The following is a 19,940-nucleotide window of genomic DNA, read 5'->3' on the forward strand; positions in this document are numbered from 1 at the left end:
TGAGGGTGGTGGATTGTAGTGCTCTGGACATGTCCAGAGCACAGGCGTTCAATGGTGGTAGCGATTCTTTTGCCCCATATGACCGAGTTGATCGTTGAAGGGCAGCGGCATCGATACGAGCCAGCAGTCCAGACGATGGGATCTCCATGGGACGTTTCGCTGATTCTGAAAATTCGCCAGGGCGAAGCGCTGCGGAAGGCTTTCGAGCGCTGAGATTGCCCGGCCGCCTTTCCTTGGACCGTCTGATCTCGATCATCGAGACAGTCCGCGGACGGCGGATTGAGATTGACGTGTTTGAGTCGCTGAGCAGCGGAACGATCTGTGGACTGTGGCTGTCGACGAACACTCGGGAGATCATCCTGCACGCGCCAACACAGTCGGCGCTTCACCGCCAGCAATTCATCCTCCACGAACTTGGACATATGGTGCTCCGCCACGATGAGGCCGTCGTGTCCGCGAACTACGCCGAGACACTATTTCCCAATCTTTCCGGGGAGAAGGTCTCACGCATTCTCGGGCGCAGCGACTTCCTGGATCACATCGAAGCCGCTGCCGAAACCCTGGCGGATCTCTTTGCCGCTGCAATTCGGGACAGCACTATCGAACCCCGGTCGTTTGAAAGGATCCTGGGGTGATCCAACTCTTTGTTGCCGCAATGATTTGGGGCCTGGTCCTTTGCCTCCTTCCGCGCATGAAGCGGCGCAGCGACCACAGCGTCATGGCGGCCGCCGTGACCATTGCCACCGCACTAACCCTGAACGTCGACGTTATCTACCTCGAGGGGGACCGGCTTCTCGGCGCCCGCAATATCTTGGACCTGGTGTCCAACATCTTTCTGGTCGTGGGGATCTTCTTCCTGTCCCAGGCGGTCCTGCGGGCTGCCGATCCCGGCGAGACGTCGCAACGCCGGAACAGGGTCGGCCTCATTTTTCTGGGACTGGTCGGCGTGGCACTGATTATCAGTTTCAGCTTGGTTGATGCCTCGCGGACGTCCACCTCTTTTATGGAGGACTTTGGCAGCCAGTGGGCGGCTGCCGCGTATTCAAGCATCCAGTTCCTCTACCTTGGGGCTGTTGTGACCGTCACCGGCTATACGTGCTTCAAGTTCCGCGGCGAAATGGCAAGACCGTATTTCCGCCTCGCACTCACCTTCATTGGTATTGGCTGTTGCCTGGCCGTGGTGCTCGTTCTTGCGGTGCTGGGCATGAATGTCCTGCACCTGATGGGAGAGATTGACCCGATGCGGCGGCTCTCTTACGTGTACGACGCCGCACTATTCGGAGCCATGACGTTCCTTTGCATCGGACTTGCCATGCCGCCCGTCGCACGTGGCCTCGAACACAGGTCCGATTCGCGGACCGCCGCTGTCCTCCTCGACCGCCTGGCTGAACCCTGGGAACGAATCACCGCGGCTCGCGCCGGCGTCCGGCTCAACGTTTCGGCGGCCGGTTGCCCGCGTGATGTCGCCAAGCAGCGTCTCCACCGGACGATAGTCGAGATTCAGGACGCCCTTTTGGTCGACCCAGAGCTCGTGAAGTCATTAGGGGAGGGAGACATTCATGCGTTGGCTGAAGCGGAGGCGTATCTCGGAACCCGGGAGTCCAGACCCGGGCAGGAGAGAGTCGGTACTTCGATCAAAAGGGTGTTGAAGTCGTGACAGCCAACGACGGCGGGCTCGCCGAAACGCCGCAAGCACGCCTTGCGCGGAAGTTGAATCTCCTCCTTGATCTTTTTGAGGCTCAAGGCTCGTCACCGTTGACCTATCCCCAAGTCAGCCGGCATATGGAGGAACGGGGAACACCCTTGTCCCGCTCCCGGTGGGCCTACATGCGCAGTGGTGACGGTCCCATGGCGACGGACACGGCGCTTCTGCGAAATTTAGCCGAATATTTTGGCGTTGACTCCCGGTATCTCCTCGACGACACCGGGGAGATTCCAGACCTGATTGATGCCCAACTACAGCTGTTGCGGACGCTAAGGGAAAACCGGGTCCGAAATTTTGCAGCCAGGCAACTCCAAGAGATTTCCCCCGTCACGCTCCTGCGTCTGCGCCAAGTAATCGACGACCGTATGAAAGAACCAGAGGACGACGGCGGTGCGTAGGGTCATCGCGGGTGTGGTCATGGGTGGTGTCGTGGCGGGCGCCGCAGTACTTCTCGCGTCGGCCTATTTCGCGCGTCAAGTCGTGTTGCCCACCTCGCGGCGAGTCGAGGATCTGCCAATCCGTAGGGTTTTCCGCGATAGCAACGATTCGTTGTTGATCGAACTGCCTGCATCGGCCCGGACCACGGTCCCGGGCCGCTACAGCATCTGGTTTGCGAATGGAGCCGGTCACGCCTGCATCGGAGAGATCGTGGCCACCGACGACGGCGCAGGGCCCGCTCCCGCCGGAACGGTGACGCGACTGGTTGAACGGGTTGACTCGGGGGACCTGACGAGCGCCAAGGCCGGGATCTGGAGCGGGTACGTCTACCCAACGCCCGATCCGCTGGGCCTTCCCTTCCACGACGTGGTCATTCCAGTAAAGAACGGCAGTGCGCCTGCCTGGCAGTTCTCACCAAATGCGACGCCAAAAGGAGATTCCGGTATGTGGGCCATTCATATTCATGGCTTAGGGGGCACGAAACCTGGTGCGCTCCGTGGGGTACCCGTGGCGAATCGGCTGGGTTACACCTCGCTGGTAGTGTCATTCCGCAATGATGGGGAAGCGCCGGCGTCGGCGGATGGCCGCTACCACCTGGGGCAGTCCGAATGGCACGACGTGGAAGCAGCAGTGTCGTACGCCATGGATCATGGCGCGAGCAGGATTGTGCTGTTCGGGTGGTCCCTCGGCGGCACCATTGCACTTCAGCTCACCCTGAAGTCGCAGTTCCGGGACCGCATTGCCGGGCTCGTTCTCGATGCGCCGGTCGTCGACTGGACGAGCACGCTGATGGCCAACGCCCGATCCAGCAAGCTTCCGCGCTGGAGTGCAGACCTCGGGCTGCAGATTCTGAAGTCACCTCGATTGCGTTGGATCACCGGGCTGGAAACACCGCTCAATTTGAAGGCTTTGGATTGGGTGGGACGAACCGACGAACTTCGCCTTCCCGTACTGGTGATCCACAGCGAGAAGGACCGGTCAACTCCCTTCGCGGTTTCCCGCCGGTTCGTCGACCGCCATCCTGATTTAGCCACCATGGTGACGTTCCCCTCTGTGGAGCACACTCAGGAGTGGAACGTCGACCCGGAGGGGTGGGACAGTGCGGTTTTCGAGTGGCTCAGAAATCGTGTGGCGTCAGTCTGATTTCGGGTTCCGCGCGTGATTCGACTTCTCGGTGCGTGCTCACGAGGCGCCAAGTCCGCGATTCCGGTACGCCGTGTTCCTGTCCATGGTCCAGCCGGCCACCGTTCCTCGACCGATCACCTGGTCACCGAGCCTGGCCAGGCGGTAGTCAGGGTCGGCCTCGAGGGCGAGTTGCAGGTACTGATGAGCCTTGCTTCCTCTGCCCTCCCACCAGCTAATGAAGGCAATAGCGGTCAGGATTGGGGCGGAATGTGGGGTGCTGCTGCGCGTGTATGCGTGCAGTAGCAGTTGCTCTGCCCACTCGACCCGTGCCCAGTGCGGTTTGCTGTTCGTCTGGGCTAGGAGAACGCGGTCCATGGGTTCGTCGATTCCGGGGATGTCCGCCATGAGTTGATCCCGAATAGTGGGGAACTGGAGGCTCGCGATCAGCCTGATGATTCGCTCATCGGTCGGAAAGGATTTTGCTTCCAGCATTTCTTTCCAGAGGGCCCGCGCTCTGTCCGTGGCATCTCGGACACCCAGTTTCTGCATCGATTTCGCGCAACTCTCGACAGCGTCCGCCGTCTGGAAGTCTTCGGTCGAAGCCGGCAAAGCAATGCGATTGGTTGGGGCGATGGTGCTGCCGCGGTAGACGAACTCGGCGTTGATCTGGCTGGCCTGCATCGATGTTAGGGGCAGGGACGGTTTGCCCGGGGGATCACTGTCGTACGGCGACACTGTGTCGTCTCCTACGAGGAGCCCGTCACGGATGGACATTCCTTGCTCGGCCAGGGAACCGGTGAGTGCCGCGATGGTTGCGGCGTGTGGCCTTGCCTGTCCGGACTCGGCGGGCATCGATGTGTATAGTGCAAAAATCACGCCAACCGCATGACCGTCGTGTGCCAGGTATTCAGCGATGGTTCGAGCGTGGCTGATCTCCGCTCCCGGCTTCGGCAGGTCAACGCGCAGGGTGGCCCCGACGTGGTTGTCGACGAGGGTGACGCAGACGAGGCTCTCGTGGGGCCAGAACCCCAGGGTGTGTCCGATGAAGCTGAGTACGTCTGCAGGCGTTTCGATCGTGAACCTTTCCATGTTCCTTCTCCTTCACCGACTGGGCGAAACGGTCTACGCCCGTTCAATCTGGGCGTCGTTCTGATAAAGGAATTACCGCTGGGTATGAGGGGCCGGAGTGCAACTTGGGGAACCGGGAGCGATCCAGAAGTTCGCGAGGAAATAAGCGACGCAGGAGCGCCGAGTGCAACTTTGGGATGGAAACCGGCGCAGGGCGCCCTGGTTGCGCGAAGGGCCCGCCCAGCGATGATGGGTATCAGAATGACAAACAGCGGAGATGCGTCTGTTCGTTCATGGGTGGTTCTCGGTGACGCGGCATGACGTCGACGGCTATTTGAATGCCTCCAACAACATAGACCGCTCCTGGTTTCATCAACGAGAGTCCGGGCCTACTTGTAGGCCCGACACACCAGGAACCACCACGTCAATCGAACGAACCTGTGAACCCGGTCGGCTCCCTCGGGAACACCGCTCTCTTCCTTCACCGGTTTCCGGGCCGCGGCTCCTCTGGCGGGGCCGGGGTGACTGCACCCCGCCATACCCATCCCTCGCGTTGGATCATGATCAGCGGCTCGAAGAACCGAATCTTTAGCGCCGTCCTGGTGTAGGCCAGGGCGTGCGCTTAGACCCGGATGGCCTTGGAGGGGTAGCGGATCCACGCGTACACCCGCCGAGGCCCGGGGAAGTCCACGGGTGGGGTGTTGTCGAGGTCGAGTTCGGCCGCGGTGAGCATGATCAGCTCCTCACGCATCACGAATTCCTCGATCCGGGCATCCATCAGTTTCGCGTAGTAGGCGCGGTACCTTTTGCTGGAACCCATGACCGGTACCCGCCCACCAGTTGCCGCCCGGTCAGAAGCCGGTGGGGCCGGCGACGCGGTGCAGCCGCCAGCCCTGCCAGCGCGGATCGGCGCTGATATCGAACTCCAGGACCGGGGAGGCCGGCCCGGTCTGGGCACGGAATCGCCAGGACCGGGTGGTGATCACGCTGCCGCTTCCGCCCAGGGGCGTGGTGTCTGGTTCCCACCAGCTGTTCGAACTGGACCACTGCATTGGCTCGCCGATGACCTGCCAGATGCTTCCCCGCCACCGCAGGGCCAGCGGTACTCCGGTGCCGGTGAACCGCACGGCCGCCGGTTCATCGAGCGTCTGCCGGTCGGTGCTGGGGGTACCCATGGATGGACCCGATGGTTGTGCTGTCATCGCCTCTTGTCCTTCACCTCAACGCTCGTACTTCCGGGTCAAATAGAACACAGATTCGATTTTTTTGGAAGCCGGCAGGCCGGGCGGTGGCCTCCGAAGCGAGGGTGCCCGTTCGGGCCTGCGCTGAGAATGCCTCCGCTTGGGGGTCCGCGACGTCCCGGAACTGGATCTCCTGTCACCGGCAGATGGATCGTGGTCAGGACATGATCCCCGACAGCTAATGCGGGATGGTTGCTCTGGTCGACGATACCAACAGTGAAGTCGAACATCGCGTCGCCGATGTCAAGGGGGAGTGGTCGCTGTTCGCGTTCCCCATAAGGATCCCATTGGAGGGGTCCAAGGAGACCAGGGTCTTCCGCACGGGCACCTGCCCCTGGGCCGGGACAGGCGCCCGTCCGTCCTCGATCCTGAAGTTGCTTCCCTTCGGATTTCCATGCGGTCGCGCTGCGAGGACGAGGCGTCGATTCACCTGCGGGCTCAAATGCGTTCCTTTCATGAAGGAGGGCCGTAGTGCCGCTATCTGAGAAAGTCATGGCAGTGATCCCAGCCAGTACCCTCGAAGACCCGGGTAGTGGCAGGGCCCTCCCTCATCGTTCCCAGCGCTGGGTACCGTAGCGGTATGACCGACAACGCCAACCACCTGGGTGAATACCTCAAAGCCCGACGAGAACTCGTGACCCCCGAACAGGCGGGCATTCCCGATCACGGGAAGCGGCGGGTACTGGGGCTGCGCCGTGAAGAAGTTGCCATGCTCGCGGGCATCAGCGTCGAGTACTACCTGCGCCTCGAGCGAGGACGTGACCGTAAACCCTCGGTGCAGGTGCTCGAGTCCATCGCCCGGGTCCTCCGTCTCGATGACGAGCATCTGGCCCATCTCCTGAGCCTGGCCGCGGACCAGCCGAGCACCCGCCGGAAGGGCGGCACCGAGGCGGTACCCGGCGGCATCAGGATCCTGCTGTCGACGCTGCCTTACCCGGCCTTCGTCGAGGGACGGTACTTCGACATCCTGGCGGCGAACGCCCTGGCCGCAGCGTTGTCACCGCGCCTGTCAGTCGGGCGTAACCAGCTTCTCGACGTGTTCCTAGACCCAGCCGAGAAGTCCCTCCATCTCAACTGGGACGGCACCCTCAAATGCTACGTGGCGAGCCTGCGTCAGGCCGTCGGCCCGGACACCGGGGACCGCCGCTTCATTGACCTCGTCGGCGAGCTTTCCCTCGCCAGCCCGCGCTTCCGCGACCTGTGGAACCGCCACGACGTCGGCGCCCAACGCGGCGCGTCGGTTCTTTTCGACCATCCGGAAGTCGGAGAGATCACCCTGCACCGCGAGCGGCTCACGATCAGCGGAGCCAATGGAATGACGCTCGTGGTGTACCACGTCGAGGCGGATTCCGAGGATGCCGATAAGCTGGCGCTGCTGGCCTCCTCCATGCTTGAACCTGCGGACGGCAGCGGGCCGGACCGCCGGTCGCCCATCCGACGCCCGGCATCTGACAGGCGGGACTAAGACCTTCTGACGTTTGCGCAGGCATATTCGTCTGGGCAACCGTCAGACTTGCGTACCGAACGGTGCGCGGCACCCGCCTCCACATCCCTTGTGTTCTATGGCGCGGCTCGCAACACGTCACAGGTGGTGCCTTAATGCGCTGAAATTGCGGAAGGCGATCAGATGAGCCCTCTGGCCGCTCGGGATTGAGCCGGAGCACTCCCGCCTTAATTCTGAGGGCGGTTGGAGGCGGGACGCGGCTTTTCCGACCAGGCTTGATGCAGGGCATCCCCGTTGTCGCGTTCCGGCCCCACCCGGGAGCCAACAACGCCCCCTCGGTGGGAACGGCGAATGCTCTCGGCGCGTATCTGCGCGCCCGACGGGAACTGATCAGCCCTACGCAAGCAGGTATCCCGATGTCGGGGTCCGCCGTGTGCCCGGACTGCGCCGGGAGGAAGTCACCATGCTCGCGGGCATCAGCGCCGACTACTCCCTGAGGCTCGAGCGCGGACGTGACCGCCGTCCGTCCTTGCAGGTACTTGAGGCCATTGCCCGCGTCCTTCAACTCGACGATGACCACCTCGCCCACCTGCTGTCCCTGGTCGCCGAGGTCCCGCGCCGGAGCCAGCGCCGCCCGGGCGCTCAAACCTCTCGAGTCCCTTGCCCAGCCTGCATTTATCGAAGGGCGGTACTTTGACATTCTGGCGTCCAATACCCTCGCGAGGGCACTCTCGCCGCGACTCGACGCCGGGGGCAATCAGCTCAGGGATATGTTTCTCGACCCTGCAGAACAGGCGGTGCAACCCGACTGGAAATTCGTTGCAGAATGCCTCATCGCCAACCTCCGGCGATCCGTCGGCACCGACATCGACAACCCCAGGTTCGTCGGGCTCGTCGGCGAGCTTTCGCTGGCGAGCCCTCTGTTCGGCCAGGTTTGGGCCCGCCATGAAGCCCGCGGGCAGCGAGGAACCCTGATGCGGTTCAACCATCCGCAGGTGGGCGAAATGATCCTCAACCGGGAGAGACTGAGCATCGGCGGTGCCGAGGGCCTGATGCTTGTCGTGTACCACCCGGACGCCGATTCCCGGGACGCACACAAGCTCCCGCTGCTCGCTTCCGCCGGCCTTCCGGCCACATCACCGCGAACGGTTCCTCAGTAGACACTGACGGGCGTACGCACGAAAAACACCGGCGGTCAGGCCGGAACGATGCGGAGAGCAGCGCCCGAAGTTCACGCCGGCCGCTCACCGTGACCGCCCTCCGGCCCTCGACGATGGATCCCCAAGGATAAGTACGGCCGGTGCGTGGACCTCGTCGAACCCTGCCGGTGCGGCGATCAGTTCGGCCACGCCCTCCGCCCGGCCTGGGCGCGCCGGACGGACAAGGGCGGCCCGGACCTGTGCCCGGCCGGGCGATCAGGCTGGGCAGGATCCACGGCGGAGGAGCGCAGGGGCCGCAGCACACATACGCCCGCCCTTCCAGGGAGAAGGACGGGCGCCTGCCTGTGGTGACGAAGAATCACTCGGTGCCGGAGAGCTCCGAGATTTCCTCGGCGGAGAGTTCCAGTTCCGATGCCTTCGCGGAGTCCGAGATGCTTGCCGGACGCGTAGCGCCCGGGATCGGGATGACCGTCGGGGCCAGCGCGAGCTCCCACGCGAGGCAGACCTGCTGCGGGCTGGCGCCATGCCTGTCGGCGACCTGCTGGAAGGATGCGAAATGGGTACCCAGTCCACCGGCGTTCTGAATGCCGCCGAGCGGGCTCCACGGAAGGAAGGCGATACCGTTCTCGCCGCAGTAGCGCAGCTCGCCCTCGCTGGAACGGAACGCGGGGGAGAACTGGTTCTGCACCGCGACGAGCCGTCCGTCCAAAATCTTGTTGGCCTTCCTGATCTGGTCCACGGTGGCGTTTGAGACGCCGGCCATACGGATCACGCCCTCGTCGAGCAGGTCCTTCAGGGCGCCGACCGAGTCCTCGTAGGGGACTCCGGGATCTGGCCGGTGGAGCTTGTAGAGGTCGATGGCGTCGCCGCCGAGCCGCTTCAGGGAGGCCTTCGCGGCTTCCTTGAGGTAGTCCGGGTGGCCGTTCTGCGTCCACGAACCGTCACCGGGGCGCAGGTGTCCGCCCTTGGTTGCCACGAGAACACCGGTGGAGTCCGAGCCGTAGCTTGAGAGGGCCTCAGCGATGAGTGACTCGTTGTGGCCGACTTCGTTCGCTTCGAGGTGGTAGCAGTCCGCGGTGTCGATCAGTGTGACGCCGGCATCGAGCGCGGCGTGGATCGTTCGGATGGAACGGTCCCGGTCGGGGCGTCCCTCGATCGACATGGGCATCGCGCCCAATCCGAGGGCGCTGACCTTGGTTCCGCCGAGTGAGCGTTGCTGCATTGTCGTTCTCCTTTGGGTGGATGCGCGCGTGCGCGTGGTGGATTGGTTCCGATGCTACGGTGTGGACTGCCGGGTAACTCCTGAGTGAATCTGAACGGAGCCCCGCCCCGGGCGGAGCGCACCAGCTGCGGTCGTTCCCGGGGCGTGCAGGATGCTCCGCTGCACAGCCGCCGGCCGGAATGCTCGCCCGAAGCTGAGCTGGCTCATGGTTCACAGCTGCACTCGTCGGCCCGTCGCGGCCGAACGTAGGACCGCGTCGAGGAGTCGGTGCCGCCTGACCGCGTGGGCGAAATCAGGCACGGCCGGTGTGCCGCCCCGGAAGACGTCGCCGATACCTGAATAGGCGTGTGTCAGGGAGTGGATTGCCGTGTCAGCCAGATGCGGATACCGGTCATAGCTTTCCGGAAGCATCAGTGGGGCCAATCGATCGCGGCCGCGGCCGCCCCGAACCTTGACCGGGCCAATATGGGCGTGGTGGGGCGCCGAGATCTCCAGGGTCCCGTCGGTGCCGTCGATCACCATGAGGAACCCTGAGCCCGACGCCGTCCCGCCGCGGTGGTGAGCCGACAGGACGGCGCCCCCGGCAAGAGTGCCCACCACAGCGATCTGGTCCTCGGCTGTCATGGCGACCATTCGCCCGGATTGGGCGAGCGGGACCTCGGGGTGCCGTACTGCGGTCGCCGCCATCACATCCTGAAGTTCGCCGACAACGAGCGCCGCGGTATCCATCGCGTGGCCGAAGCCAATGCCCAACATTGTCGCGCCCTGGTCGCGGTCCAGCATGTAGAGCGACTGCTCGTGAACGGGGCCGCCCCACTCGTCAAAGGTCGCAAGCACGGTCGCCGAAAGGACCTGACCCACATAGCCCTGCGCCACGAGATCAGCCAGCCAGCGAAACTTTGGTGACGATCTACCCTGCAGACCAACGAACGTCGGGATGCCCTGGGCAGCCCGGGCCATCTCCTCGGCCTCCGGCAGGTTGACGGCGAAGGGCCATTCGCCGAGCACCGGCTTTCCGGCCGCAAGCACCGGAAGGATGAGCTCGCGGTGGCGGGGCGTCTTGACGGCCACCACGACAAGGTCAATGTCAGCGGCCCCCGCAAGCGCCGCCGCTGAATCATAGGCATCCACCCCGAAAACCTCGCTTGCAGCCCGGCCTGAAGCTGAAGAGCTTCCCACAAGCCCGCGGACTTCGAAACCGCCGACGGCTGACATGGCCGGCAGGTGTGCTCCGGCCCCCCAACCGCCGCCCGCGCTCAATCCTATGACTCCCACACCGACCATCCGGCCAAGTCCTGCCGGGGGATGTGCCGGGCGCGTCTTATTGGCCATTTCCGTCCTTCCAGGTTCCATTAAAATTCCTCCTTCGACCGCATTGCCCGCGTCATGCCAGTCAGGCCGGGGGAGATTCGGCTGTGGCCGTGTTCCGTCCCGGCCGCAGGCAGCCGGTCGGAGGAGCCGGCCGGGTGCGCAGGGCGAGATCCGGAACTTCCCATTTTTCACCTGCGTGAACCGTTGCCTGCGGGATGAGGTGGAGGCTGTCCGTTCCTCCGCTGGGCTGGCACGCGGCCGTGACAGCCGGCGGGATCGCGGGCGGGTTCATGGGATTCCAATCGTGGGGCAAATCAATCGATGCCTCCAGTAGATCCGTATCCATGATCTCCAACCAGTTCCCTGCGGGACCCGGGTAGCGGCAGGGTCCCCTTCACCGGCGGTGCGCACCCCAACGGGACCCGGCGATAAGACGGACCCGACGGACCCGACGGACCCGACGGATCGAACCAGAGCGGGCCGGACCGTGGTGCCGAGCGGGCGCCGCCCGGGCCGCTGGTGCGCCGAGGTTCCTGTCAGTCAGGGTGATCACGATCTTGCCGGTCCCGCCCGCGGACGGCCCGTGCGCCGTGCTCATCGAGCCGGGAGGCAGCGCGTGGTCGACGCGGGGGCTGCGCGGGTCATCCATTTCTCCGGGACAGCACCTCGTCACCTGTCTGCGGGCTTGCTACGCCGAAAGGGTCAACGCGGCGCCGGGTCACAACATTCAATCGTTGCGTCGTCGTGGAATCATCCCGACTAACCGGGAACGCGTATCTGGCGGTAATGGCGAGCTTCCCCGGAGCCGCGGACACTACCCCGGAGTTTTCCATTGCGAAGCTGCGGTCAAGGCCGGCGACAGAGGCCGAATCCTCGTATCCGGCGCCTGCCCCCGTTACCTTTTTCGTAGCCCGGGTCCTGTTGCAGGATGAGGGTGTGTTGGCCGGTCGGTCCCGGCATGGTTGCTGCCCCCAGTCATAAATGATCCGGGGGGTGTTGTCACCGGGACCGGCTTGGGCGGCAGCTGATCGCTGATAGAGGCACGACGAGGGTCCTTCGTAACGTGGATGCCGACACCTGCCGCCGCTGACCGGCCAGCACGCGACTGTGACAGTGACAGACGAACGAGGGAGCGGGCATGGCGGTGATCGTGGATCAGCAGGACGTGGACGTATTCATCGGTTTGGACGTCGGCAAGTCCGGCCACCATGCGGTGGCCGTGAACCGGTCCGGCCGGAAGCTTTTCGATAAGGCCCTGCCCAACGATGAGGCGAAGCTGCAGGAGATCCTCGCCGGGCTCACCGGGCACGGGAAGATCCTGCTGGTGGTGGACCAGCCGGCGACCATCGGGGCGCTGCCGGTCGCGGTCGCCCAGGCCGCCGGCGCCGCCGTGGGCTACCTCCCGGGCCTGGCGATGCGCCGGATCGCGGACCTGCACCCGGGCCAGGCCAAGACCGATGCCCGGGACGCGATGATCATCGCTGAGGCCGCCCGCACCATGCCCCACACGCTGCGCTCGATCGCCCTGGATGATCAGCTGCTGGCCGAACTCGGGGTCCTCTGCGGCTTCGATGATGATCTCGCCGGGCAGATCACCGCGGTCTCCAACCGGATCCGCGGGCTGCTCACCCAGATCCACCCGGCCCTGGAACGGGCCCTGGGCCCGCACCTGGACCACCCTGCCGTGGCGGACCTGCTCACCCGGTACCCCACACCGGCCGCGCTGCGCACCGCCGGACGAGGCCATGTCCGGGCCCGGCTGAAGAAACACGCACCCCGGGCCGCCGAACGCCTCACCGAGGCCGTCTTCACCGCGCTCGGGCAACAATCCGTCGTGGTCGTAGGCACCGGCGCCGCCGGGATCGTGCTGCCGAAACTGGCCGAGCAGCTGCTGTCCCTGCGGCGCCAGCGCGATGAGATCACTGCCCAGGTCGAGGCCCTGGTGGAGGCCCACCCTCTTTACCGGGTCCTGACCTCGATGCCCGGTATCGGCGTCAGGACCTGCGCCCGGATCCTCACCGAAGTCACCGGCAAACACTTCGCCAGCGCCGCCCACCTGGCCTCCTACGCCGGCATCGCCCCGGTCACCCGCCGCTCCGGGACCTCGATCCGCGGCGAACACACCAGCCGGCGCGGAAACAAGAAACTCAAACGTGCCTTGTTCCTCTCGGCCTTCGCCGCCCTGCACCACCCGCCCTCACGGGCCTACTACGACCGCAAACGCGCCGAAGGCAAACGCCACAACCAGGCCCTCATCGCCCTAGCCCGCCGACGCTCCGATGTCCTCTTCGCCATGCTCCGCGACGGAACCCTCTACCAAGACCCACAACCACGGAACCTGCCATCAGCGGCTTGACGAAAACCATAGAGGCACCCCCCGGGGCCGGTTCGGAACGCCGATCGAGGAAACGGCAGGGGCTGCCGCCGAGTTGATCAGCGAGGGCAGTGCTGCAATTCGGGTTGTCCGAAGCATCCCCCGCCACGATCCGCCCCGCCCACGCCGTGCTGCCGGTGACGGCGCTGCAGACAGAGTACTCGCTGTGGACGCGCGACGTGGAAGAGGAGATCCTGCCCCTGCTGCGCGAACTTCGCGTCGGTTTCGTTCCCTACTCACCACTGGGACACGGCATACTCACTGGGCAGATCCGGACCGTCGAGGACTTCGCCGACGACGACTGGCGCAAGACCAAGCCCCGCTTCACCGGGGAGAACTTCACCCGGAACCTCCGCATCGTCGATGAAGTCCAGAGCGTCGGCGCCGAGATCGGCGCTACCCCCGCCCAGACCACCCTGGCCTGGATCCTGACCCGAGGCGACGACATCGCGCCGATCCCACCCGCCGTGTCTCCCGAGTCGAGGAGAACACCTCGGCCCACGCCGTCGAACTCAGCGCAGACCAGCTCCAACACCTGAACTCACTGCAGCCCGCAGCGTTTCCCTTAGCAGTGCTGCCGACCTCACCCGTGGTCGTCGAATACGCCATCACGCCTCTTGGGGAATCGCTGCGAGAACTATTCGGGCATGCCTACGACTGGACTGTGACCAACGCCCCGTCAATCCGCCGCAAGCAGATCGCCTATGACCAGCGCAAAGAATCCGGTGCAACCTGATTCGTCCGCTGGAAGGCCCCACCCGAAACCGTTCGAGCCGCCTCACGGTGGCGCGCATGCAGTATGTAAGGCGGTTGAAAATCGACGGGCACAGGGTGCAGGAGAACCACGCGGACGCCACGGCGGCAAGGGACCGGCTTCCCCGTCAGGGCCCTTCCCTGAAGAGGAGCTGAACCCATCCGGAGGATTTCCCTATGCGGTTATTGCACAACCCATCTACCGGTCCATCTACATTACGGAGCGCGAAGCCGTCGCACGGTGTTTAGGCCGTGCGTCGCGGTATCTGCGGCCGGGCGCACGATGGGGGGGGCGCGGCCCCGCGTGTAAGCAAGCACGGGCGTTGTAGAACGTGGTCTCCATCCACCACCAGCCAGCACATATAGCGGAGCGGTCCGAGGGGGCTATCTGGGAGGGAGACCTTGTAATGGGCAGGCGCCCGTGGGCTGTCATAACCTTGGTTGATCGGAAGACCCGGTATGTGCAGCTGGTCGAGCTGCCGGCGGTAATCACAGCCGACGTCATCCGACAAGCACTAGCGTTGAGCTTCCGCGGGTTACCAGCCCGGCAACGCCGCTCGCTGACCTGGGATCGGGGCCGGGGACCGACTGCTCATCAGGGCTCACATCGGAGCTGGGTTTGTCGGGCTACTTCTGCGACAAGCGCAGTCCCTGACAGCGGGGCACGATCTAGAACACCAGCCGGCTACTGCGCTCGTATCTGCCGAAGAACAGTGACCTGCGCCGGCTAACCCAGCAGGACCTTGAAGAAATCGCGGACAGGACCTGCACCAGCGCGCAACGTCCTGGACTGGAAGATGTCCGCAACCGCTGTCCAACCCTCTGCGCGGCCCGCCGCCGGTGTTTCATAGACAGCGTCCGACTGATGCCGGAGTGGGTGACACCGGAATCGATAACCTGCCGGTTCCGTGTCCGCTCGGTCAGCCGCGCCCCCGTGGCAAGAAGGCGGGCAGTTGTCCACCGCCGCGTATCCATCACGTAGCGACTTTCCTTCTCAACCGGAACCCCGAGTGTAAGAAGCCTACCAAGTTTGGATGGCAGCAGCGGCCGACCATCCTCCACGCCATCTGCTTCGTATTCGCCGCGAGAATATATTGTCCAGCAATTCCAGCACAGCGTTCGTCAGCGGATTGCTTACGGGCACCCAGACTCACGTCATGGTCTGCTAGTGCGCCTCCGACCAAGCAATAATCTCGTCCTCGGGATAGTAGAGCTGCTGTTGTCCCGTGAATCGCACGAGATACTTCTGCTGGTCCTCGTAAAAGCCGATGATGATGCCATAAAGCCCCTTCAACGGCCCTTCCGTCACACTTACGCTGTCTCCAGGGCTGAACTTGTGCATAATTCTCTCCGATTGTATTGGTTCCGAATCCGGCTTCACTTCATCTTCCACACCACAACCATTTACAGCGAGCATTCCGGCGAAAATCGACCCAGCCACTGCAAACCCACGGATCTTCACGATAACTTACAACCTTCCCCCAATATTCCTAGCCAACACACGGCCTCCAAGATGCATCATCACCTGATGCCCGCTCATCGGTGCCGCGGCTCCTAGCCTTACGTTCAGGGTGCCCGCGTTGTACAGAGAAGGCCGGGAGGTCCCGCTGTCATTCAGTGTCAGTATTGCCCGCACGCCCCAACATGCGTGGCGCCCAGTATCAACCAAGGACCGATCGACATCTCATCGTGTAGTGCGTCTGTGCCTTCTGACGCCTAGCGAGGCGTGTCGGCGGCCCGAATGGCAGGTGCCGTGGTCCCAGCAAGGAAGTCACGGAGCTGTGATCGGGAAGTGATTCCAAGCTTGGGAAAGACACGGTATAGATGTGAACTGACTGTGCGGGGTGACAGGAAGAGTTTCTCGCCGATCTCACGGTTGGTAAGCCCAAGCGCAGCAAGCCGGACGACCGGCCATTCCTGGGGGGTGAGCCCGGTAAGCACATCGGGGGCGTGGCCAGTGACATCCATCCCCGCGGCGCGCATCTCCGCCTGAACCCGTTCGATCCAGGGACGGGCGCCGAGGCGGCTGAAGATCTCCAGAGCCGCGGTGAGCCCTGGCCGGGCTTCGGCAATGCGGCGACGGCGCCGCAGCCACTCCGCGTAATCAAGGAGCGTCTGAGCCCATTCAAAAGGCCACTGTCTGAACGCACGATCGGCCAGAGCGGATTGAAACCAGGTTTCGGCATCTTCCGGATCGGAGAGCAGCGCCCGGGCACGGTCGATCAGTGCCTCCAGGCGCAAGGAGGCGCCGCCGCCGAGCTGGTGCGCGGCGCGCTCGACAATAGCGGCGGCCTCGCTGCTGTGGCCGCTGCGAGCAGCTGCGGCGGCCAGTTCGGCCAGGGCTGCGTAGGAGGCGTGGTAGTGCAGCGGTGCACCGTCGGAACGAAACACCTGGCGTAGCTGCTCGAAGGCGGTGCCATAATCGCCTTCTGCCACCGCGGCTGCCCCGAGGGCCCGCCGGGCGTAGACGGCGACCGACCGGCTCACGAGCGGGTCGATGAGGGCAAGGGCGTTTCTGGCCAGCCCGCGGGCCTTGCCTGCGTCGCCTTCCAGCGCGCACACCATGGCCTCCACGGCCGACGCGCAGGCCCTCGCGTGGTGGAGCCCGGTCACCGCAGCCACGGAGGCGACCTCTATGCACACGGCCCGCGCCTGAGACCACCGGCCGTATTCGAGGTATGCCAGGGCGGCAGCACACGTCAGGCCGTGCGGCAGAGGCTCCCGGCTCCGCCACTGGTCGAACGTCACATCAAATGTCCGCACCGCGAGAGGGGTTTCGTCCAACAGCCACGCCGTGATGGCAAGAATCAAAAGACGCTCGGGGCGGTCTGTCTCCGCCCGTATCATTACCGGCAGGTCCGGTGCGATGCCTGCCGCGCTTCCGAAAGGATCGGTGAGCGCGCTCACCCACGCCCGCAGTGGGGCGTCGGGAGGCTCCTCGGCGATTGTGGAAAGGAGCTCCTCAACCTGAGGGCGGTGCGTTTCCTCGCCCGCGTAGAACTGAGCCACGACGGCCTCACCCAACACATTCAAGGCCTCTCCCGGTTCCGCCTGTGACAGGTGCACCGCGGTACGCCTGAGCTCAGCGAAAGCCAAGGAGTGATGCATGGTCATGGTCATCAGCCTTGCCGCCTGGTGCGAGGCCGCCCCCCGAAGGGCCGCGTCATAGGTGAGGGCCCGGGCTCTGTCGGTCAGTTCCTTCACCCATGCGAGTTGTCCGGTGAAGACGGCAGCGCGGGCGGCCGCCACCAGCAGCCGGGCGCTCTCTTCCCGTTCCGGGGCGAGCTCGGCAGCCCTCTCCAGTGCCTTGGCCGCTGCCACGTGCCCACCGCGGCGTCTGGCCCGGTCCGCCGTTTGTTCGAGCGCAGCGGCAACGTCCGCGTCCTGCCGGCTGGTAGCCGCAGCCAGGTGCCAGGCACGCCGGTCGGGCTCGGCCCGCAGCGTTTCGGCGAGCCTCAGATGGGCGTCGGACCGCGCGTCGAATGACGCTGCGTGATAAACCGCGGCGCGGATCAAAGGGTGTCGAAACGTGATCTGCCGGCCAACCTGCCGGATCATGCCCGCCCTCTGGGCGGGAAGCCATGCCTTGTCTCCAAAGTCGGGAAGCCCCTTGGATATGGCTGTTGCCGGGTCCGCCGCATCTGCAGCGGCCAACAGCACCAGAGCACGTTCCGTGGCTTCGGGCAGCTCGTCCAGGCGCGCGGCGAACGTCCGTTCCAGCCGCAGGGTCAGTGGCAGCGGGCCGCCTCCCAAAGCGTCCGGCAGACCCTTCAAAAGCGGCTCCGCACCTGCAAGCTCCAGCAGTGCGAGAGGATTCCCGGCCGCCTGATCGAGAATCTGCATGCGCATCCGGCCGTCAGGCACGCGGGGTCGACGTGCATCGAGCAGACGGCTGGCCGCTTCTTCATCGAGTGGCTTCAGCAGCAGTTCCGGATACCCCTGGAAGCCCGCGATCGGATTGTCACCATCGACAGTCAGCAGCATGGTCACCGGCTCGTGGGCCAGCCGCCTGGCGACGAACGCCAGGATGTCCAGGGAAGCACGGTCAATTAAGTGAGCGTCGTCCACCAAGATCACAAGGGGTTGTCGGTCAGCCAGCTCAGACAGCAGGGCAAGGACCGACACGCCCAAGAGCATGATGTCCGGCGGCTCCGGCGCAGGTTCGAGGCTGAACACCCCCAGCAGGGCTTCGCGCTGCCGGACCGGCAGATCCGCCGCTGCGCGCATAAGGGGCCGCAGTATCTGATGCAGTCCAGCGAAGGCCAGGTGAGATTCTGTTTCGCTGCCGACCGCGGTAAGCACGCGGTAACCGGCCGCGCGTGCACGACGGCCGGTGCCGTTCATGAGGGTGCTCTTACCTGCCCCGGTATCGCCGACCGTCAACAGGACCTGGCTCGCTGATGGGACGCGCTGCATCAGAATACCGAGTCGTTCGGCCTCTTCCGTCCGCCCGACGAGCGGGTGGCTGAGGCCGCACTCTGCTCCCGTGATTGCACCGTGGTGGGACAGGTGGTCATCCACGAGGGCCTCCAAAAAACTGCAATGTCAGCAAGCACCCATCATAGCCAGCCGCCGGGGAACGTCGGATGCAGCACAGTGCAGGCAGGATAACCTCACCCACCACCAGTGAGTACGAGGTGACCATTCTGCCCAAGTCCTCCATCTCCGTTGGAACTGAACATGTGCTGCTGCGAAGGTGCGAGCTACAATCGCCGCCGGTGAAATCCGCTGTGCAGCCCCAGTTCCTAACGCCGACGCCTCCACTCCCGCGCCAGGGCCTCGCGGAGGGGAGGAACGACGACGCCCTGCTGGGCCATCTGCTGCCGTACGCGGCGCCGAACGACAAAAATTGCGCTCGACCCCGCTGCGAGGATAACGAACTGCACAGCCAATGCGAGGCGGAACGACGGGAGCGCATACAGGTCGCCCCCGGAAAAACCGCTGTCCAGCAGCAAGTCCAGGACGATCCCAACGGCAAACATGGCCACGAGCGAGGCCAGGAATCCGCCGATGTTCACAATGCCCGTCGCTGTCCCCATCCTCGCTGCGGGGTTGAAGGTACGTGCGAAGTCGAAGCCGATGATCGAACCGGGTCCTCCGACGGCCAGCGCCACCACGAGGAAGATGAGCAGCGGCAGGGGGGCGGGACCCGGGTAGAGCAGCACGGCGAGCCATGCCACGGCAATGACGGCGGCAATGCCCAACACTATGGTGGACCGACGGAGTGGATGAAGGGCGACGTACCTGCCAAGGAGCGGACCGCACGCGATCCCGACAAGCACGAAGAGCGTCAACAGGGCCGACGCCATTCCCTCCCCGACCTTCTCGGCACGGACAAGGTAGGGGTAGCCCCACATGAGGGCAAAAACCGTGCCGGGAAACTGAACCGTAAAGTGGGACCACAGGCCAAGCCGCGTGCCCGGTTGTGTCCAGGCGGCGGCGAGCGACGCACCGGTCTGGCGGAGCGTCTGGGACACCCTGCCGCCTCCTGGAAGCGGTGAATCCCGGATGATGGAACCGGCGAGGACCGCGGTGAGGACCGACAATGCGGCGGCCGACATAAAAGCGGTCTGCCATCCGAGCGCCGAGAGCAGGGCGGCGAACGGGATGACCGAAACCACCTGACCGAGCTGACCGACAATATAGGTCCACTGTGTGAAGACTGGCATGCGGCGCGGCTCGAACCAGGCGGGCAGCAGCCGGATGACGCTGACGAACGTGGTCGCATCACCAGCCCCGACGAGCAGGCGGCCAACAATTCCGGCACCGACTGAGTCCGCGATGGCCAGCTGAGTCTGACCAATGGCCATGAGCGCGGCGCCGGCAACTATAAGCGTCCGAGGCCCCCAGCGGTCGACGAGGATACCGACGGGTACCTGCAACGCGGCGTACACGAGCAGTTGCACCACGGTGAATATCGACAGCTGGGATGCCGAGGCACCGAATCGTTCCGTCGCGTCGAGTCCGGCGACGCCGAATGTAGTGCGCTGTGTTACCGCCACGAGGTACGCCAGTACTCCGACTGCCCATACCAAGAGTGCATTCGAGGGATTTACCACTTCTTTTACCTGCCTGCAGGGGTCCTCACCTCCTCGGGGA

Annotated in this window: 18 protein-coding genes and 1 pseudogene; 10 read left to right on the top strand and 9 right to left on the bottom strand. The window is 64.5% G+C overall.

Annotation, left to right across the window (positions count from 1 at the left end; translation table 11 throughout):
* Positions 1–146 precede the first annotated feature (146 nt).
* From GVV86_RS11320 to GVV86_RS11335, 4 genes are read left to right on the top strand one after another with little or no spacing between them, the layout of a single operon-like run.
* Entirely contained in the window at positions 147–635 is a 489-nt protein-coding gene (locus GVV86_RS11320) for a hypothetical protein (protein ID WP_159619111.1), read from the top strand.
* Positions 632–1,657, top strand: coding sequence for an MAB_1171c family putative transporter (locus GVV86_RS11325; RefSeq protein ID WP_159619109.1), 1,026 nt, complete (start codon positions 632–634; stop codon positions 1,655–1,657). Before GVV86_RS11320 ends, GVV86_RS11325 begins: the two co-directional genes overlap by 4 nt.
* Complete coding sequence (locus tag GVV86_RS11330; RefSeq protein WP_159619107.1) at positions 1,654–2,103, top strand: hypothetical protein; 450 nt, start codon at positions 1,654–1,656, stop codon at positions 2,101–2,103. Before GVV86_RS11325 ends, GVV86_RS11330 begins: the two co-directional genes overlap by 4 nt.
* Before the next feature lie 19 nt (positions 2,104–2,122).
* Complete coding sequence (locus GVV86_RS11335; RefSeq protein ID WP_210252878.1) at positions 2,123–3,286, top strand: alpha/beta hydrolase family protein; 1,164 nt, start codon at positions 2,123–2,125, stop codon at positions 3,284–3,286.
* Positions 3,287–3,325: 39 nt separating this feature from the next.
* Here GVV86_RS11335 and GVV86_RS11340 read toward each other — a convergent pair whose 3' ends face one another.
* The 4 genes from GVV86_RS11340 to GVV86_RS18980 all read right to left on the bottom strand — a co-directional run bounded on the left by GVV86_RS11340 (position 3,326) and on the right by GVV86_RS18980 (position 6,034).
* Positions 3,326–4,357: a DUF4192 domain-containing protein gene (locus GVV86_RS11340; protein ID WP_159619103.1), complete on the bottom strand. Its 1,032-nt coding sequence runs from the start codon at positions 4,355–4,357 to the stop codon at positions 3,326–3,328.
* Between the two features lie 601 nt (positions 4,358–4,958).
* The gene (locus GVV86_RS11345; RefSeq protein ID WP_159619101.1) at positions 4,959–5,156 is read right to left on the bottom strand and encodes a hypothetical protein; all 198 of its coding nucleotides are present in this window, start codon (positions 5,154–5,156) and stop codon (positions 4,959–4,961) included.
* Between the two features lie 31 nt (positions 5,157–5,187).
* A complete protein-coding gene (locus tag GVV86_RS11350; protein ID WP_159619099.1) occupies positions 5,188–5,511 on the bottom strand; it encodes a hypothetical protein in 324 nt (107 codons plus the stop codon).
* A 244-nt stretch (positions 5,512–5,755) separates the two neighbouring features.
* Positions 5,756–6,034, bottom strand: a complete 279-nt coding sequence (locus GVV86_RS18980) for a hypothetical protein (protein WP_425513929.1) — start codon at positions 6,032–6,034, stop codon at positions 5,756–5,758.
* Between the two features lie 123 nt (positions 6,035–6,157).
* Here GVV86_RS18980 and GVV86_RS11360 point away from each other — a divergent pair, with 123 nt between their 5' ends.
* From GVV86_RS11360 to GVV86_RS11365, 3 genes and pseudogenes are all read left to right on the top strand, one after another.
* Positions 6,158–7,042 (top strand): helix-turn-helix domain-containing protein, encoded by an 885-nt coding sequence (locus tag GVV86_RS11360; RefSeq protein WP_159618869.1) that lies wholly within the window; start codon positions 6,158–6,160, stop codon positions 7,040–7,042.
* A gap of 442 nt (positions 7,043–7,484) precedes the next feature.
* Positions 7,485–7,553 (top strand): annotated as a pseudogene (locus GVV86_RS18985) (hypothetical protein); the annotation flags it as partial.
* A gap of 40 nt (positions 7,554–7,593) precedes the next feature.
* Positions 7,594–8,181, top strand: a complete 588-nt coding sequence (locus GVV86_RS11365) for an MmyB family transcriptional regulator (protein ID WP_201291437.1) — start codon at positions 7,594–7,596, stop codon at positions 8,179–8,181.
* Between the two features lie 358 nt (positions 8,182–8,539).
* Here GVV86_RS11365 and GVV86_RS11370 read toward each other — a convergent pair whose 3' ends face one another.
* Both GVV86_RS11370 and GVV86_RS11375 read right to left on the bottom strand, forming a co-directional pair.
* On the bottom strand, positions 8,540–9,403 hold the full coding sequence (locus tag GVV86_RS11370) for an aldo/keto reductase (RefSeq protein WP_159802866.1): 864 nt from the start codon (positions 9,401–9,403) through the stop codon (positions 8,540–8,542).
* A gap of 210 nt (positions 9,404–9,613) precedes the next feature.
* On the bottom strand, positions 9,614–10,756 hold the full coding sequence (locus GVV86_RS11375; protein WP_343206293.1) for a Gfo/Idh/MocA family protein: 1,143 nt from the start codon (positions 10,754–10,756) through the stop codon (positions 9,614–9,616).
* Positions 10,757–11,852: 1,096 nt separating this feature from the next.
* Here GVV86_RS11375 and GVV86_RS11380 point away from each other — a divergent pair.
* From GVV86_RS11380 to GVV86_RS18690, 3 genes are all read left to right on the top strand, one after another.
* Positions 11,853–13,070 (top strand): IS110 family RNA-guided transposase, encoded by a 1,218-nt coding sequence (locus GVV86_RS11380; protein ID WP_159802867.1) that lies wholly within the window; start codon positions 11,853–11,855, stop codon positions 13,068–13,070.
* A gap of 104 nt (positions 13,071–13,174) precedes the next feature.
* On the top strand, positions 13,175–13,627 hold the full coding sequence (locus GVV86_RS18685) for an aldo/keto reductase (RefSeq protein WP_159618863.1): 453 nt from the start codon (positions 13,175–13,177) through the stop codon (positions 13,625–13,627).
* Positions 13,510–13,824: a winged helix-turn-helix transcriptional regulator gene (locus GVV86_RS18690; RefSeq protein WP_159618900.1), complete on the top strand. Its 315-nt coding sequence runs from the start codon at positions 13,510–13,512 to the stop codon at positions 13,822–13,824. Before GVV86_RS18685 ends, GVV86_RS18690 begins: the two co-directional genes overlap by 118 nt.
* A 1,182-nt stretch (positions 13,825–15,006) precedes the next feature.
* Here the strand turns inward: GVV86_RS18690 and GVV86_RS11395 are convergent.
* From GVV86_RS11395 to GVV86_RS11405, 3 genes are all read right to left on the bottom strand, one after another.
* A complete protein-coding gene (locus tag GVV86_RS11395) occupies positions 15,007–15,303 on the bottom strand; it encodes a KOW domain-containing RNA-binding protein (RefSeq protein WP_159802868.1) in 297 nt (98 codons plus the stop codon).
* A gap of 254 nt (positions 15,304–15,557) precedes the next feature.
* Complete coding sequence (locus tag GVV86_RS11400) at positions 15,558–18,362, bottom strand: helix-turn-helix transcriptional regulator (RefSeq protein ID WP_159618859.1); 2,805 nt, start codon at positions 18,360–18,362, stop codon at positions 15,558–15,560.
* A gap of 224 nt (positions 18,363–18,586) precedes the next feature.
* Positions 18,587–19,876, bottom strand: a complete 1,290-nt coding sequence (locus tag GVV86_RS11405; RefSeq protein ID WP_246199794.1) for an MFS transporter — start codon at positions 19,874–19,876, stop codon at positions 18,587–18,589.
* Positions 19,877–19,940 lie beyond the last annotated feature (64 nt).

Source organism: Arthrobacter zhaoguopingii (genome assembly GCF_009828595.1).
In the GTDB taxonomy this organism is placed as follows: Bacteria; Actinomycetota; Actinomycetes; order Actinomycetales; family Micrococcaceae; genus Arthrobacter_D; species Arthrobacter_D zhaoguopingii.

What these genes read in the sequence shown, in the direction of transcription:
- GVV86_RS11320 (WP_159619111.1), top strand. Translation starts at nt 147, where the DNA reads ATGGGACGTTTCGCTGATTCTGAAAATTCGCCAGGGCGAAGCGCTGCG.
- GVV86_RS11335 (WP_210252878.1), top strand. Translation starts at nt 2,123, where the DNA reads ATGGGTGGTGTCGTGGCGGGCGCCGCAGTACTTCTCGCGTCGGCCTAT.
- GVV86_RS11340 (WP_159619103.1), bottom strand. Translation starts at nt 4,357, where the DNA reads ATGGAAAGGTTCACGATCGAAACGCCTGCAGACGTACTCAGCTTCATC.
- GVV86_RS11345 (WP_159619101.1), bottom strand. Translation starts at nt 5,156, where the DNA reads ATGGGTTCCAGCAAAAGGTACCGCGCCTACTACGCGAAACTGATGGAT.
- GVV86_RS11350 (WP_159619099.1), bottom strand. Translation starts at nt 5,511, where the DNA reads ATGGGTACCCCCAGCACCGACCGGCAGACGCTCGATGAACCGGCGGCC.
- GVV86_RS18980 (WP_425513929.1), bottom strand. Translation starts at nt 6,034, where the DNA reads ATGAAAGGAACGCATTTGAGCCCGCAGGTGAATCGACGCCTCGTCCTC.
- GVV86_RS11360 (WP_159618869.1), top strand. Translation starts at nt 6,158, where the DNA reads ATGACCGACAACGCCAACCACCTGGGTGAATACCTCAAAGCCCGACGA.
- GVV86_RS11365 (WP_201291437.1), top strand. Translation starts at nt 7,594, where the DNA reads ATGACCACCTCGCCCACCTGCTGTCCCTGGTCGCCGAGGTCCCGCGCC.
- GVV86_RS11370 (WP_159802866.1), bottom strand. Translation starts at nt 9,403, where the DNA reads ATGCAGCAACGCTCACTCGGCGGAACCAAGGTCAGCGCCCTCGGATTG.
- GVV86_RS11375 (WP_343206293.1), bottom strand. Translation starts at nt 10,756, where the DNA reads ATGGAACCTGGAAGGACGGAAATGGCCAATAAGACGCGCCCGGCACAT.
- GVV86_RS11380 (WP_159802867.1), top strand. Translation starts at nt 11,853, where the DNA reads ATGGCGGTGATCGTGGATCAGCAGGACGTGGACGTATTCATCGGTTTG.